The 15509-nt window shown below is 70.0% G+C and carries 14 protein-coding genes; 5 read left to right on the top strand and 9 right to left on the bottom strand.

Annotation, left to right across the window (positions count from 1 at the left end):
* Positions 1-244: 244 nt before the first annotated feature.
* The 3 genes from KME78_RS56880 to mraZ all read right to left on the bottom strand — a co-directional run bounded on the left by KME78_RS56880 (position 245) and on the right by mraZ (position 2370).
* Entirely contained in the window at positions 245-769 is a 525-nt protein-coding gene (locus tag KME78_RS56880; RefSeq protein ID WP_219538447.1) for a hypothetical protein, read from the bottom strand.
* Positions 753-1724, bottom strand: a complete 972-nt coding sequence (gene rsmH / locus KME78_RS56875) for a 16S rRNA (cytosine(1402)-N(4))-methyltransferase RsmH (protein ID WP_219538436.1) — start codon at positions 1722-1724, stop codon at positions 753-755. Before rsmH ends, KME78_RS56880 begins: the two co-directional genes overlap by 17 nt.
* A gap of 214 nt (positions 1725-1938) precedes the next feature.
* Positions 1939-2370 (bottom strand): division/cell wall cluster transcriptional repressor MraZ, encoded by a 432-nt coding sequence (gene mraZ / locus KME78_RS56870; RefSeq protein WP_214637671.1) that lies wholly within the window; start codon positions 2368-2370, stop codon positions 1939-1941.
* Between the two features lie 408 nt (positions 2371-2778).
* On the opposite strand from mraZ, the gene KME78_RS56865 reads away from it, so the two are divergent.
* From KME78_RS56865 to KME78_RS56855, 3 genes are read left to right on the top strand one after another with little or no spacing between them, the layout of a single operon-like run.
* Positions 2779-3822: an AAA family ATPase gene (locus KME78_RS56865; protein ID WP_372455126.1), complete on the top strand. Its 1044-nt coding sequence runs from the start codon at positions 2779-2781 to the stop codon at positions 3820-3822.
* Positions 3819-5081, top strand: a complete 1263-nt coding sequence (locus KME78_RS56860; protein WP_219538400.1) for a DUF58 domain-containing protein — start codon at positions 3819-3821, stop codon at positions 5079-5081. Before KME78_RS56865 ends, KME78_RS56860 begins: the two co-directional genes overlap by 4 nt.
* Positions 5078-7507 (top strand): transglutaminase TgpA family protein, encoded by a 2430-nt coding sequence (locus tag KME78_RS56855; RefSeq protein WP_219538399.1) that lies wholly within the window; start codon positions 5078-5080, stop codon positions 7505-7507. Before KME78_RS56860 ends, KME78_RS56855 begins: the two co-directional genes overlap by 4 nt.
* Before the next feature lie 75 nt (positions 7508-7582).
* Here KME78_RS56855 and KME78_RS56850 read toward each other — a convergent pair whose 3' ends face one another.
* The 3 genes from KME78_RS56850 to KME78_RS56840 all read right to left on the bottom strand — a co-directional run bounded on the left by KME78_RS56850 (position 7583) and on the right by KME78_RS56840 (position 10185).
* A complete protein-coding gene (locus KME78_RS56850) occupies positions 7583-7978 on the bottom strand; it encodes an SCO2097 family morphological protein (protein WP_214637675.1) in 396 nt (131 codons plus the stop codon).
* Between the two features lie 203 nt (positions 7979-8181).
* Positions 8182-9423 (bottom strand): DNA polymerase IV, encoded by a 1242-nt coding sequence (gene dinB, locus KME78_RS56845; protein WP_219538398.1) that lies wholly within the window; start codon positions 9421-9423, stop codon positions 8182-8184.
* Positions 9424-9465: 42 nt separating this feature from the next.
* Complete coding sequence (locus KME78_RS56840; protein ID WP_219538397.1) at positions 9466-10185, bottom strand: methyltransferase domain-containing protein; 720 nt, start codon at positions 10183-10185, stop codon at positions 9466-9468.
* 242 nt (positions 10186-10427) lie between these two features.
* On the opposite strand from KME78_RS56840, the gene KME78_RS56835 reads away from it, so the two are divergent.
* Entirely contained in the window at positions 10428-11120 is a 693-nt protein-coding gene (locus KME78_RS56835) for a hypothetical protein (protein WP_219538396.1), read from the top strand.
* Between the two features lie 326 nt (positions 11121-11446).
* Here the strand turns inward: KME78_RS56835 and nusB are convergent, their stop codons facing one another.
* Genes nusB through KME78_RS56820 form a run of 3 tightly spaced genes read right to left on the bottom strand, consistent with a single transcriptional unit; the run spans position 11447 to position 13493 of the window.
* Positions 11447-11857, bottom strand: coding sequence for a transcription antitermination factor NusB (nusB, locus tag KME78_RS56830; protein ID WP_214637679.1), 411 nt, complete (start codon positions 11855-11857; stop codon positions 11447-11449).
* Position 11858: 1 nt separating this feature from the next.
* Positions 11859-12419, bottom strand: coding sequence for an elongation factor P (gene efp, locus KME78_RS56825; protein WP_219538395.1), 561 nt, complete (start codon positions 12417-12419; stop codon positions 11859-11861).
* Positions 12420-12443: 24 nt separating this feature from the next.
* Positions 12444-13493: a M24 family metallopeptidase gene (locus KME78_RS56820; RefSeq protein ID WP_219538394.1), complete on the bottom strand. Its 1050-nt coding sequence runs from the start codon at positions 13491-13493 to the stop codon at positions 12444-12446.
* A 102-nt stretch (positions 13494-13595) separates the two neighbouring features.
* On the opposite strand from KME78_RS56820, the gene KME78_RS56815 reads away from it, so the two are divergent.
* Positions 13596-15473: a glycoside hydrolase family 9 protein gene (locus KME78_RS56815; RefSeq protein ID WP_219538393.1), complete on the top strand. Its 1878-nt coding sequence runs from the start codon at positions 13596-13598 to the stop codon at positions 15471-15473.
* Positions 15474-15509 lie beyond the last annotated feature (36 nt).

The raw sequence follows: 15509 nt of genomic DNA, 5'->3' as shown, positions 1-15509 counted from the left end.
GCGCGGTCCTCCGTGTCCTCGCGGTCACCGTCCCTGCCGAGAAGGCCGAAGGGCAGGTCCAGCGGGTCTGGCTTTCTCGGCTCTTTGGGTGGGTTGTCGGGCCGGCCCGCCCCCTCCGAGCGAGCCGACCCCGCTTGCCGGCCCTGACGCCCCGGTCCTGCCGGGGTACGGCGAGCGGCGCCGGGCCCTCCCTGAGAGCCGGCGCCGCCGCGGCCGGGACCCTGCCCCCTGCCGCCTGTGTCTCTCACCGTCCTGGGTCCACCTGGCCGCTGTCAGCCCCAGCGTCGGTCAGGACGTTGGGCTTGTCCCAGTCACGGTGCTCACCCTGCAGCTCGGCCTTCTCGGCGACAGGCCCGGGACCCATCTCCTTCTCGTTGGCGAGCTTGGCCTCCTCGTTGGCCTGCCGCGCCACCGCGATCTCGTCACGCAGGTTGGCCGCGGTGATGGAGTCCTGCGCGAGAACGGTGTTGAGCAGCAGCAGGCTCACCAGGCCGCCGCACATCAGCCCGACGACGAGCAGCACGAACGGAGCCCGCTGGCGCCCGCGCGACGGACGCCGCTTGAGCGCCGGGCGCGCCCGCTCGGGGCTCGCCAGGATCTCGCCGTCGCCGAGACCGGCCGTCTCCGGTCCGCCGGGGCGCGAGCGCGGGATGGGCTTGGACTGGTGAGGCACGCCGGGCCTGCGCGGGCCGGTCTTGGGCGCCGTCTTCGGCGGGACGCCGCGGACGGCCGCGCCCCGCCTGCTCTCCTGCTCAGTCCTGGTGGTCAACACGGATCCTCTCTGCCGCCCGTAGCCGGGCCGAGGTCGCCCGCGGGTTGCGGGCCACCTCTTCTTCGCTTGGGAGCTCAGCTCCCCTCGTCAACAGGCGGAACCGCGGCTGATGGGCCGGCAGCGGGACAGGCAGCCCGGGGGGGCCGGTGTCCTTGGTTCGCGCCGCGAGGACCTGCTTGGTGAGCCGGTCCTCCAGGGAGTGGTAGGAGAGCACGACGACTCGCCCACCGAGCACGAGCGCGTCGAGTGCCGCGGGCAGCGCCGCCTCCAGGGCGGCGAGCTCCGCGTTGACCTCGATGCGCAGTGCCTGAAAAGTTCTCTTGGCGGGGTTGCCCCCAGTGCGCCGGGTGGCGGCTGGAATGGCCTGACGAACGATCTCGGCCAGCCGCTTAGTCGACGTTATGGGGTCCTTGGCCCTTTCCTTGATAATTAGGCCAGCGACACGCGGTGCGAACCGTTCCTCGCCGTAAACACGGAGGATGCGGGTTAGCTCCGCAGCCGAGTAGGTATTGACCACCTTCTCGGCAGTGAGCTCTTGATCCGTATCCATCCGCATGTCGAGCGGAGCGTCATAGGAATAGGCGAACCCGCGTTCGGCCTCGTCGAGCTGCGGCGAGGACACCCCCAGGTCGAACAGCACCCCGTCGACGGCGGTGCGGCCCGCGCGGGCGAGCACGTCGGCCAGTTCGTCGGACGAGGCGTGGACCAGCGTGGTCCGGTCGGCGTAGGGAGCGAGCCGCTTCGTGGAGAACTCGATCGCGAAAGGGTCGCGGTCGATGCCGATCAGGTGAAGAGACGGATGGGTGGCGAGCAGGGCCTCCGAGTGGCCACCGAGACCGAGGTTGGCGTCGACGACGACGGGCCCCCGGCCGGTCAGCGCCGGAGCCAAGAGCTCCAGTACGCGGTCGAGCATGACCGGAACGTGACCGCCTGTGCCTGCGTTGTCGTACATCTCCAACCCCCCTCTCGCGTCCTTGCTCGCGGACGACGCGTCCAGTCGATCATCGGCCCACCTGGCCCCCACCCGGCGCCGTCCGGCCAGGTCCCCATCCGCACCCTCTTCGTGGAGCCTGCCATCTGACACCGGGGAAGGTGCATCAGCTGGCGGGCAGTGGTTGCGGGTGGAGACCTCGCCGAACGACATCTCCGACGGATCGACCGTGGCTCTAGAGAATCCCTGGCAGCACCTCCTCCGACAGATCGGCGAACGCCTGCTCCTGCGCGTCGAGATAGGTATCCCAGGCTTGGGCGTCCCAGATCTCCAGCCGGGTGTTGGCCCCGATGACCGCGCAGTCACGCACGAGGCCCGCGTATTGGCGCAAGCTCTGCGGGATCGTGATGCGCCCCTGCTTGTCAGGCGTCTCGTCGGACGCACTGGCGAAGAAGACGCGGCTGTAGTCGCGCACCGCCTTGGCGGTGACCGGGGCGGTGCTGAGAGCCTCGGTAATGCGCTGGAACTCCTCTACGGGAAAGACGTAGAGGCATCGCTCCTGGCCTTTGGTGATCACAAGACCCTCCGCCAGCTCCTCACGGTACTTAGCCGGCAGGAACAGCCGTCCCTTGTCGTCCAGACGCGGCTGATGGGTGCCGAGGAACATCGGCCCCACCTCCCGTGCCTAGCGAAGCGCTCAGCGCTGGCGCACCGGGCCCTCCACTGCGCACCACCATACTCCACTTCTCCCCACCGTCAACTGATTCAACTGCGCTTCGTCGTCCATCCGCCGCGCGTTACCGCAGGTCAGAGCCATGAGGTCGGGTGGGGGGCGCCGGGGCGCGGGCCAACCCTCATGGGCGTGTCGAGGGTTGAAATGACCATGGAATTAGCGGATCGCGCGCTGCGCGAAGCACCGGGTGGTGGAAAGTGGAGCGCGCCGTCAGGGCGACTGTCACGAGATTCGACCCCGTATGCCACAAGAACCGGAACCTTGGGCAGGTTCTCTGGAATATCGGTAAAAGTCGCTCCAGAACCCGCAGAGTCGTAGGGTCGTACACACAATGGAAAAGGAATGGCATGGCTCCCGCTATCACGCTCTCACGTGCGGGACTGCCGTAGCACTTCTCATGGAGGCCTGGTGGCAGTAACCCATGACGTCCCGAGCCGGCTCGATGAGCTGGTCTCCACCGCGCACCGGATCCGGCAGGCCATCGAGTCGGTGATCGAGGGCAAAGGGGACGCCGTCCGCCTCACGCTGACCGTCCTGCTGGCCGAGGGCCACCTGCTGATCGAGGACGTGCCGGGGGTCGGCAAGACCATGCTGGCCAAGGCGCTGGCGAAGTCCATCGACTGCCCGGTCCGGCGCATCCAGTTCACGCCGGACCTGCTGCCCAGCGACATCACCGGGGTGAGCGCCTACAACCAGCAGACCCGGGAGTTCGAGTTCAAGCCGGGACCCGTGTTCGCCAACATCGTGGTGGGCGACGAGATCAACCGGGCCTCGCCCAAGACGCAGTCGGCGCTGCTGGAGTGCATGGAAGAGCGTCAGGTGACGGTCGACGGAGTGACCTACCAGCTCGACGCGCCCTTCATGGTGATCGCCACGCAGAACCCGATCGAGATGGAGGGCACCTACCCTCTGCCGGAGGCGCAGCGCGACCGCTTCACCGCGCGGGTCGCGATGGGCTACCCGGAGCCGTCGGCCGAGCTGGAGATGCTCGACGTGCACGGCGGCACCCCGCCGCTGGACAAGCTGGAGCCGGTCGCGACGACCGCCGAGGTGCGCGCGCTGATCGACGCGGTGCGCGGCGTCTACGTCTCGCAGCCGGTCAAGAAGTACGCCATCGACCTCGCGGTCGCCACCCGTCACTCCCCCGACCTGCGGCTGGGCGCCTCACCGCGCTCGACGCTGCAGCTGGTCAGGGCGGCCAGGGCGAACGCGGCGCTGTCCGGGCGCGACTACGTCATCCCGGACGACCTGCAGGAGCTGGCCGTGCCGGTGCTCGCGCATCGGCTGCTGCCCAGCATCGAGGCCCAGGGCCAGCGCCGGCTGCCGGAGCAGGTGGTGGCCGAGCTCGTCAGACGCGTACCCGTGCCGGAGACGCGAGCGTCGTGAGAGACGGACTGCGGGCGCTGACCTCCAGGGGACGTTCGTTCCTGGCCTCCGGGGTGGCCGCCATGCTGATGGCCTTCCTGCTGGGCGAGAACGACCTGTTCAGGATCGGGGTGCTGGTGACGGCGCTGCCGCTGCTCGCCGCGATGGTGGTGGCGCGCACCCGCTACCGGCTGAGCTGCGCGCGGCGTCTCGACCCGGCCAGGGCGGAGGTGGGCGGCGAGGCGACCGTGACCCTGCGCCTGGAGAACGTCACCCGGCTGCCCACCGGGCTGCTGCTGATCGAGGACACCGTGCCGTACGCGCTGGGTGTGCGGCCCCGGTTCGTGCTGGACCGGGTGGAGTCGCGCGGGGTCCGGGAGATCGACTACCGGGTCCGCTCCGACCTGCGGGGCCGCTACACGATCGGCCCGCTGTCGGTGCGGATCACCGATCCCTTCGGGCTGGTGGAGCTCACCCGCGGGTTCACGATCAGCGACACGCTGGTGGTGACGCCGCAGGTGGTGGCGCTGCCCCACGTACGGCTGTCGGGCGAGTGGACCGGCGGCGGCGACAGCCGCACCAGGAGCGTGGCGGCGGCGGGCGACGACGACGTGGCCCCGCGCGAGTACCGGCAGGGCGACGACCTGCGCCGGGTGCACTGGCGCTCCACCGCCCGCCACGGCGAGCTGATGGTGCGGCGCGAGGAGCAGCAGTGGCAGAGCCGCGGCGCGCTGCTGTTGGACACGCGCCGCTACGCCCACCGCGGCGAGGGCCCGCGCTCCTCCTTCGAGGTGGCGGTCTCGGCAGCCGCCTCGATCGGCGTGCATCTCGCCCATGAGGGGCTCGGCCTGCGGCTGGTGACCGACCAGGGCGCCGAGCACCTGACCGACACCGGGCTGAGCTGGTCACTGCTCGACACCCTCGCGGTGGTACGGAACAGCACCGCCCGCTCGCTGGAGATGGGGGTGTCCGCGCTCCGCCAGGGCGGCGGCGACGGACTGATCGTGGCGGTGCTCGGTTCGCTGGACCCGGAGGAGGCCAGGGAGCTGGCCAGGCTCCGGCACAGCGGCATCACCGGTGTGGCCGTACTCCTCGACGTGGGCACGTGGGACGGCGGCGAGCCGGGCTCCACGGAGAACTACGAGGCGGTGCAGGGCGTGCTCGCCGGTTACGGATGGCGCATCGTGCGGCTGCCCGCCGGCGTCTCGGTCGCCTCCGTCTGGCAGGACGCCGCCAACCGTGGCAGGTACGCGCTCAGTTCGGCGGGAGGTGCGGCATGAGGCTCTCGATCGCCGCGGCGGTGGCCACGTTCTGCGCGGCCATCCTGCTCTATCCGCTGTTCCAGGGCGGCTTCTGGTTCTGGGGGTCGCTGGGCGCGGTGCTCTCGGTGATGTGCGCCGGTCTGGTGAGCGGGCGGCTGTCGCTGCCCGCGTGGGCGGCGGCCCTGGTGAGCGCGGGCGCGCTGTGGATCTACCTGACCCTGGCCTACGCCTCCGACAAGGCGTGGGCGTGGGTGGTGCCGACCAAGGGGTCGGTGGTGGAGCTGGGCAAGCTGCTGGGCACCGGCTGGGCCGACATCCAGCGGTTCGCCGCGCCGGTGCCCGCCACCGAGGGCATCGCGCTGCTGACGGCCGGCGGCGTGGGGCTCATCGCGATCGTGGTGGACCTGTTCGCCGCCCGGTTGCGGCGGGCGGCGCTGGCGGGGCTGCCGATGCTGGCGCTGGCGACGGTGCCGGCCACGATCCTGCCGGATCCGATCAGCTGGCCCGCGTTCATCATCGCCGCCCTGGGCTTCACCGGCCTGCTGATCGCCGACGGCCGCGAACGCATCGGCCACTGGGGCCGCGCGGTGCTGGTCAGGCGGACCCGCGTCGCCACCTCGCCGGTGCCGGGCGCCGAGCGCGAGACGGCCGACACGCGGGGGCTGCGCCTGTCGGGCAAGCGCATCGGGTTCGCCGCGATCGCGCTGGCGGTCCTGGTGCCCGCGGCGCTGCCGGCCATGGAGCCGGTGTCGTTCTTCACCTTCGGTGTGGGCGGCAGGGGCCCGGGCAAGGGCAACTCGATCAGCATCCCGGACCCGATCGCCGGCCTGAAGGGCCAGCTGGAGCTGCCGGAACGGCGCACCGTACTGTCCTACACCAACAGCGACGACAAGCCCCGCTACCTGCGGATCTACTCGCTCGACACCTTCGACGGCGAGAAGTTCGGCATGACGGAGCCGAAGGGCGCGCCGGACAACAAGACGGAGAACGGCCCGCTGCCCACTCCGCCCGGCCTGTCTCCGGCGACCAAGGTCTCGAACGTGACGACCAGGATCCAGATCAGCGAAGAGATCGAGCGACTGGTGTTCCTGCCCTTGCCGTACCCGGCGCGGCAGATCCGCATCGACGGCGACTGGCGCGCGGACGTCAGCACGCTGATGGTCTTCTCCACCAGGGACGAGGCCGCCGGCCTCGGCTACGACGTGCTCACCACCGAGCCCGACGTGACCTCGGCCCAGCTCGACGCGCTGCCGCAGGCCAGGGCCTCGGCCAGCGACCCGCGCTACCTGAAGCTGCCGGAGAACCTCCCCTCGGAGATCAGGGACCTGGCGCTCAAGGAGACGGCGGACGCCCATACGGGCTACGAGGCCGCGGTGAAGCTCCAGGAGTTCTTCACCAAGACCGGCGACTTCACCTACAGCCTCAGGACGCAGGGCTCCGGCAACTCCGCGCTGAAGGACTTCCTGCTGCGCAGCAGGGCGGGCTACTGCGAGCAGTTCGCCGCGTCGATGGCGCTGCTGGCCAGGATCGTGGGCATCCCCTCCAGGGTGGCGATCGGCTACACGGGAGGTACGAAGGTCGGCGACAGGTGGATGGTCGGCACGAACGACTCCCACTCGTGGCCGGAGCTGTACTTCGACGGCGTGGGCTGGCTGCCGTTCGAGCCCACCCCGACGGGCTCGCTCGGCCAGGGCAGCGCCCGGGTGCCCGCCTACACGCAGCCGCTCCCCCGTTCGACGAGTGACAGCGCCTCGCCGACGCCCGGGGCGACCAGCACGGGCGACGACTCGCCGCTCAACCCGCAGAACCGGGAGAACCCCCGCATACTCGACCGCGAGGCCACTCTCGCCGACAGCGGGCTGCCCGCGGACGACTCGATGCCGCTGATCGGCAAGCTCGGCATCGGCGCGGGCGTGCTCCTGCTCATCCTGCTGATCCCGGCCGGGATACGGGTGGTCACCAGGAGCAGGCGGGTCCGCGCGCTGAGCTGGAAGGTGTCCGAGCCGTCGGACGAGGTGACGGCCAAGGTGGTGGCGGGCAGCCACCCGTCCGTGGCGGCCGCCTGGGCGGAGCTGGACGACGTGCTGTTCGACTACGGAATGGCCCGCCAGCCCAGCGAGACACCGCGGGCGCTGGCGCGGCGGCTGACCGAACGGTATGAGTTCGACGCCGAGTCGGCCGCGTCCATCTCGGCGATCGCCTCGGCGGTCGAGCGGGCGCTGTTCGCGCGGAACGTCGGCGAGCTCGCGCCGATGCGGAAGGACCTGCGGAAGGTACGGCAGGCGCTGGCGGCCACGGTGTCGCGCCGGCGGCGGGTGCGGGCCGTGCTGCTGCCCCCGTCGACACTGCGGCGGCTGCGGCGGATGGGCGAGCGGGTGCTCGACGGATTCGACCGGCTGGAGAACATCAGGTTGCGGCGGACGGCGGCACAGAAGGGCTCATGACCGTCTGACTCGACCGTGCGGTCGTTCCCCCTCGCCGGGGGGCGGCCGCACGGTCGTGTGGAGGCTCTTTCGCGCTCAGCGCTCGTCGTGACGACGGCGCCAGCGCTCTTCCATGCGCTCCATGAAGCTGCCACGGTTGCCCCGGCGGGCCGGCTTGCCCGAAACGGACGCCCCCGAGGCGGGCGCGGCGTCGCCGAACCCGTTCATGCGTTTCCAGCTCGACAGACCCCACAGACACGCGGCGAGCATGACCACGAAACCGCCGACGCCGAGCGGAATCAAATTGATCACTACGCCGACCATCAGCAGGACGACGCCGAGGGCAAAGCCGATGGAGGCCTTGATGAGGCGACGCTTGTAATGGCTGCGCGGGTCACTGATCCTTACGGTGTTGGCCCACTTCGGGTCCTCGGCGTAGAGGGCCTGCTCGATCTGGTCGAGCAAGCGCTGCTCGTGCTCAGAGAGCGGCACGGCGCCTCCCAAGGACGGCCCCAGGACGGGGAAGACGGCTACGGACGACACGGGGTGTCCGAACCTCGCGGTCGGTTATCCCCAGAATACGAGGCTGTAGGCGTGGGCGAAAGCAAACGCCCAACGCAGACCAAACCGGAGGTGACGTCATGACTCCATTGTGGGTCATCCGCCGCCCCTCCCCAGAAATCCTGACATTGACGTCATGCCTCCATTTCATCAAGTCTGCCGCGTACAAGCGACGCTGGGAGCACCGCATCAGGACCAAATCTTCGGATCGCCTGATCCATGGCTTGCTCGGCCTCCCGCCAGCCGGTCTCCCGATCGCCCAGGCCGAGCTGGCGCGAGGCCGAATCGGCGGGGCGGAGATTCTCCATCCTGACCCCGACCAGGCGCAGTCGCACCCGCTCAAGCCCTGCCGCCTCGAAGAGCTCGCAGGCGGTCGCGTAGATCTCCTGGGCCACGTCGGTCGGCTCTCTGAGGGTCCTGGACCGGTTGATGGTGGTGAAATCGGCACGGCGCAGCTTCACGCTCACAGTCCTGCCCACGTGGCCGGCCTTACGCATCCGGGAGGCCACTCGCTCGGACAGACGCAGCAACTCGCGTTTGATCACTTCGGGGTCGTCGATGTCGGCCGCGAAGGTCTCCTCGTTGCCGATGCTCTTGTCGGGCACGTGCGCGGTCACCGGGCGCTCGTCGCGCCCCCAGGCCAGCGCGGCCAGATGGCCTCCCACGGCCTGTCCCAGCTCGCGCCGGAGAGTGGGGACGGGGACCCTGGCCAGATCGCCGACCGTGCGGATGCCGAGGCGGACCAGGGACTGCTCTGTGCGCTCGCCAACGCCCCACAGCGCCGAGACGGGCAGCGGGTGGAGGAAATCCACCACCTCGCCCTCGGGGACCACCAGGAGGCCGTCTGGCTTGCACTGTTTTGAGGCGAGTTTCGCCACGAACTTACTGCTCGCCACACCCACCGAACACGTGATGCCGTAACGCTCCAGCACCTGGGCCCTGATCATCGAGGCGATCACGGCGGGCGAGCCGAGCCTGCGCCGGGCACCGCCGACGTCGAGGAACGCCTCGTCGGAGGCGATCGGCTCGACCATCGGGGTGATCGCGTGGAAGACCTCCATGACGCCCTTGGAGACCTCGGAGTATTTGCCGTGGCTGGGCGGAATGATCGTGGCCTGGGGGCACATCCTGCGCGCCCTGCTCATCGGCATCGCCGAGTGCACGCCGTAGGACCTGGCCTCATAGGTGGCGCTGAGCACCACGCCGCGCCCGGCCGGCGAGCCGACGATCACCGGGCGCCCCCGCAGCTCCGGGCGGTCGAGCAGCTCGACGCTGGCGAAGAAGGCGTCCATGTCGACATGCAGGATCGGGCAGCCGCTGTCATCGACCCCGGTCTGTGGAGCGGGGCCGATGCCCGTGATCTGCTTACGAGACACGCCACCATTCTATCCGAACACGCGTTCTATGGTAGGACCTGATCAGCCGCGATGGCCGAGGACGTGGAGCTGAGTGGCGATGTCACGCAGCACGGGGTGGGCGGCGGCGGCCTGTTCGAGAGCGACGAGGGCCTCGGCCGCGCCCGGTTCGCCGTCGACCAGCCTGCTGGGCACCAGGTCGGCGAACACCCGCACGCCGTGCACCTCCCCGACCGTGAAGCCGGTCACGGCCAGCAGCTGGGCGAGCGCCTCGGCGGTGTAGCGGCGCGGCGTGGGGTCGCGATCGCCCCAACTGCCCCGCGGATCGCTCAGCACGGCCCTGGCCTCGTCGAACTGCCCCGCGAGCGCCCGGTGGATGGCACTGGCCACCGGGTTGGCGGCCAGCACGCTGACCGCGCCGCCCGCGCGCAGCACGCCGGCCACGGCCGTCAGCGCGCTGATCGGGTCTTCCACGTATTCGAGCACGCTGTGGCACAGGACCAGGTCAACGCTGTCGCGGTCGAGCAGGTCGCCCAGGTCGGCGGCGTCGCCCTGCAGGGCGCGCACGCCCACGCCCTTCTCCTTGGCCCTGCGCTCCAGCGCGGCCAGCGAGTCGGGACTCGGATCGACCACGGTGACCGTGTGGCCCAGCTCGGCCAGCGGCACGGCGAACCCGCCGGTCCCGCCCCCGGCGTCGACGATGTCGAGGTCATCACGCCCCGTGGCGGCCGCCCGTTCGGCCAGCACCGCCCGCAGCGCCGCCCAGACGACGGCGGTCCGCACCGCCGGAGTCCTCGTGACGCCTGCGGCACGTCCTTCAGCACGCAACGTCGGCTCGCCTCCCTTTGCTCCCACAACCCCGCCCCAGCCTACGCGGTGTGGGAGATCGCCCGCTCCGCCTCCTCGCTTCCAGGATCGTCGAAGCCCGCCCGTAGGTGGCGTCTGATGCGGTGGGGTCGTGAGCTACTTATCTACGTACAGAGGGATTTATGAGGATTTTGTGGCGAATCTCGCTATTTGCGGTGGTGTTGGGCTCGCCGGCGGCCGTACCGGCTCAGGCGGAGACGGCGGGTACGGACACGGCGGGTGAGGTCTACGGCGCGTACTCGCGGATGACCTCGCGCAGCGCCGGTCAGTTCTGGGCCGATGGGCGGGCGGCCGGGCAGTGGGCCTGGAAGCCGCTGTCGGCCACCACGTCGGAGATCAGCTGGGGCGACCCCGCCAAGTGGCCGCCGAACTACGCGGAGAAGTTCGTCCACGAGGGCGGCTGGGTCATGCTCGACGGCTGGCGCGACAACGGCACCTACTACCGCCTGCGGATCACCAAGGAGCAGATCGGCGACGCCAAGTGCGGGAACCTGCGCACGCTGGCCACCAGCGGCCGGCAGCACTACGTGAAGTGGGACATCCCCAGCCAGACCTACTGCCTCAAGGCGTGGGGCACTCTCACCGAGGAGTCGTCGGGCAAGATCGTCGACTTCGGCCACACGCAGATCTGGTCGCCGCCCGCGCCTTGTAGCAACGCGAAGTACGGCGCTCAGACCTGCGTCAAGCAGTGGGAGTCCTGGTGGGACAACCAGGGCCGGCCCGGCGAGCCGATCACCAGGAAGCTGGAGCGCGACCAGTTCATCGCCCGGGGCATCGGCATGGCCTTCGCCATCCGGCAGTACTTCCCCAAGGCGTGGCAGGCCGACGCGCACTCCGACTGGACCTGGTAGCACACCGGTGCCCCGCCGGCTGGGATGGACCGGCGGGGCGTTTTGTGGGGCGTCGGCGCCCATGGCCGGCGCTGAGTTCCTGACGCGGGACGGGACCGGGGCGGGTGGGCTCCTGTCGAAACCGCACGGTCAACCAGGCGCCGACAGGCGTCGAACGGTTGACCGTGCGGTGTACACGTCCCTCGCCTAGCGCAAGCCGTGCAGGCCGCGTGTCTGGAACGTACCTCGCCTATATGGACGACTTTCGGGGCAGAAGTAGGAACTTCTTCTACCCGGAGGGGCAGGGATCCCCCGGCGGTAGAACCAGGTTCACCCGAAGAGGGTGTCTAAAGGGTGATACTTGGCTTCAGCTGTTTGAAGCGGGCCAGCAGCCCGTTCACGAACTGGGGCGACTCGTCCGTGGAGAGCTCGCCCGCCAGGTGCACCCACTCGCTGATGACCACGCCCTCGGGGACGCCGGGCATCCACAGGAGCTCGTAGGTGCCGCCACGCAGCAGGTTGCGGTCGACCGCGGGCATGCGGTCGAGGGTCCAGCCCTCGGAGTAGGTGGTGATGAGCTCGTCGATGCGGGCCTGGTGACGGGCGACGCCCTCGACGATCGTCGAGGTGTATTCGTTGACCGGGGGGTCCTGCCGTTCGACCCGCTCAGCGAGGATCCGCAGGGGATCCTCGCTGCGGAGTTCGGACTCGAAGAGGATGTCGAGCGCTCGCCTGCGTGCTTTGCCGCGTGCAGACACCTCAGGCCCGGCCGAGGTAGTCGCCGCTGCGCGTGTCGACCTTGATCTTCTCGCCGGTGGTGATGAAGAGCGGGACCTTGACCTCGGCGCCGGTCTCCAGCGTGGCGGGCTTGGTGCCGCCGGTGGAGCGGTCGCCCTGCAGGCCGGGCTCGGTGCTGGAGATGGTCAGCTCGACCGCGGCCGGCAGGTCGACGTAGAGCGCGGAGCCCTCGTTGAAGGCGATCGTGGCCAGGGTGTTCTCGAGCATGTAGTTGGCGGCGGAGCCGACCGTGCCGGTGGGCACGTTGACCATGTCGTAGGTCTCGGTGTCCATGAAGACGAAGTCGTCGCCGTCCTTGTAGGAATACTGCATCTCGCGCTTGTCGACGTTGGCCACGTCGACCTTCACGCCGGCGTTGAAGGTCTTGTCGACGACCTTGCCCGAGAGCACGTTCTTGAGCTTGGTGCGCACGAACGCGCCGCCCTTGCCCGGCTTGACGTGCTGGAACTCCACAACGGCCCACAGCTCACCGCCGTCGAGCTTCAACACCATGCCGTTCTTGAGGTCGTTGGTCGTCGCCACTCGTATTCTCCCGCGTGCGGCCGCTCAAAGGACGAGCAGCTCCTTGGTCGTCTTCGTGAGGAGTTCCGGGCCGCCCGTGCGGGTCACAAGGGTGTCCTCGATGCGAACACCGCCCCGGTCCGGAAGGTAGACCCCCGGCTCGACGGTGACAGGAACTCGATCCTCTAGTCTACCGGTCCGCGACGGGCCCAGGAACGGGTCCTCGTGGATCTCCAGTCCGACGCCGTGACCGAGCCCGTGCCTGAAGTGACCGCCGTGGCCGGCCGCCTCGATGACCGAACGGGCGGCCGCGTCCACCTCCTTGGCCGTCGCCCCCGGTGCCAGGGCCTCGCTGCCCGCGCGCTGCGCCTCGGCGACCAGGTCGTAGATCTCCCGCTGCCAGTCGGCGGGGCCGCCCAGGGCGACCGTACGCGTCATGTCCGCGTGGTAGCCCTGGTAGCAGGCGCCGAAGTCGATGGTGATCAGGTCGCCCGTGCGCAGCTCCCTGCCGCTGGGCGCGTGGTGCGGGATGGCGCCGTTCTCTCCCGCCGCGACGATGGTGGCGAAGGCCGGTCCGTCGGCGCCGAGCTCGATCATGCGGGCTTCGAGCAGCCGGGCGAGGTCCCGCTCGGTGACGCCGGGGCCGATGTTGCCCGTGACGTCGGCGAACGCCTGGTCGCTGATCGCGCAGGCCGTACGGAGGAGTTCAAGCTCGTCGTCGTCCTTGACCGCCCGCAGCAGCTCCACGAGCGGCTCCAGGGGAACCGGCCCGCTCTCCAGCAGGCTGCTCAGCCGGTTGAACGTCGCCACGGTCATGCTCGCCGCCTCGATCCCGATGCCGGGCGCGGCCAGCCTGGCCGCCACGTCGGACGCCTCGACGGCCGCCACGTCCAGCCCGCGCGTCTTCTCGATGTAGCGGTTGTCGGTCACCAGCAGCGCGGAACCGTCGGCCTTGATCAGCACAGCGGCGTTCGAGCTCTCCAGCCCGGTGAGGTAGCGCACGTTGACGCCCGAGGTGACGAGGATCGCGTCGACCTCGCGCGCGGGCAGCATTTCCGCGACCCGCGCCCGGCGTTCCGGATAATTGACGGTCATTTCGTCAATGTACGTGTATTAACCCTCACGCCACTATTGACCTCCCCTGTCACACGCGAATACCGTGCTGAACGCTGTTCACATAATTCCATGGAGCGCCCCATGATGAGGTACGCCTTAGCTGTCGCCTTGACCGTCCTGACCATGGGGAGCACCCCGGCGCTCGCCGCACCGCCCCCACCCGGCCATATCCGGGTCGATCAAGTGGGGTTCGCACCCGCCGAGTCCAAGCACGCCTTCCTGATGACCCGCGCGGGGTCCGCGGGCGCCCGCTTCACCGTCGTCCGCGCCGACGGGCGCGAGGTGCTCAAGGGCACGGCGGGCGGCGACCTGGGCTCCTGGAACGGCACGTACAAGCACGTGTACGGCCTGGACCTCACCGCGCTCAAGGAGCCGGGCCGCTACCGGATCAAGTCGGGCACGATGACCTCCCCGACCTTCCAGATCGCGCCTGCCTCGCCCACCTCGAAGATCCTCACTTTCTTCGAAGGGCAGCGGGACGGCGGTCGGCGGCACCGCAACGACAAGGCCGCCTCGGTCTATGACTGGCCGGTGTTCACCGGGCCGGACACCGACGAGATCAAGGGCAAGCTGACGAAAATCGGCGGCCCCGTGAACGTCGAGGGCGGATGGTTCGACGCGGGCGACTATCTCAAGTTCACCCACATCCTGGCTTATGTCGACACGCTGCTCTGGGCCTCGGCACGAGACGGCGGACCCGACCAGCGCCTCAACCGCGAAGCCACCCACGGCCTGAAATATCTAGACAAAATGTGGGACGGCGCTTCCAAGACTCTCTACATCCAGGTCGGCATCGGCGCGGGCAACGAGGAGGCCACCTACGTCGGCGACCACGACGTCTGGCGGCTGCCCGAGTCCGACGACTCCTCCCGGCACCGCTTCCTGAGCCACCGGCCGGTCTTCCGCGCGGCCGCCCCCGGCAAGCCGATCAGCCCCAACCTGGCCGGCCGTACCGCGGCGGCCTTCGCGCTGGCCGCGCAGGTGGAGCCGTCCCCCGAACGGGCGGCGGCGCTGCTGGGCAAGGCGGCGGCGGTCTACGCCATGGCCAAGACGGAGAAGGTCGGGCAGCTCGTCACGTCGCTGCCGCACGCCTTCTACCCGGAGAGCGCCTGGCGCGACGACATGGAGCTGGGCGCCGCCGAGCTGGCGCTGGCGGCGCTGCGGCTGGGCGACGACCGGGCCACGGGCTGGCTGGAGAAGGCGGCGCACTGGGCTGGGCAGTACCTGGAGCACGAGGCCGGGGGCGACACCTTCAACCTGTACGACGTGAGCGCGCTGGCCCACGCCGACCTGGTCAAGGGGATCCGGCAGGCGGACGCGGCCGGATCGGTGCAGGCCATCGAGGTGACGGGCCCCGACGGGCAGCCGGCGCTGGTCGGCGCGTCGGGCCAGGAGACGATCTCCGACGGACTCGCCGTCTCCGAACAGCAGCTGGTGGACGATCTTCGGGCACAGCTGGAGATCGGTTCCGCGCGGGCCGGGAAGGATCCGTTCCGCGCGGGGGCCGCTTACTCCGAGTTCGACGCGGTGCCGCACGCGTTCGGGATGGCGGCGACGTCGCGGCTGTACCGGTCGGTGAGCGGGGACCGGGCGTACGACGCCTTCGGGACGCGGCAGCGCGGGTGGGTGTTCGGCGCCAACGCGTGGGGCGTGTCGTTCGTCGCCGGGGCTGGGGAGAACGCGATCCGCTGCCCGCACTACCAGATCTCCGACATCACCCGGAAGCCCGCCACGGGGGCCGTGGTGAACGGGCCGAACGACGCCTCACTGTTCCACGACGGGCTGGGCGACCATCTGGAAGGGATGGTGCCGTGCCCGAAGGACGGCGTGGACCGGTACGCGCCGTTCACCGGGCGGGGCAGCCGGTTCGTGGACGATGTGCGGTCCTGGCAGGCGTCGGAACCGGCGGACGACTTCGCGGCCATCGGCGTCTACGCGTTGACGCTGATGTCGCGGTAGCCACCGCCGCTGACCGGTCGCCGGTCGCCGGTCGCC

Origin of the sequence: Nonomuraea guangzhouensis (assembly GCF_019396345.1) — a bacterium.
Lineage (GTDB): Bacteria > Actinomycetota > Actinomycetes > Streptosporangiales > Streptosporangiaceae > Nonomuraea > Nonomuraea guangzhouensis.
The sequence above is the reverse complement of the archived record's forward strand: the minus strand, read 5'-3'. Positions and strand labels throughout refer to the sequence as shown.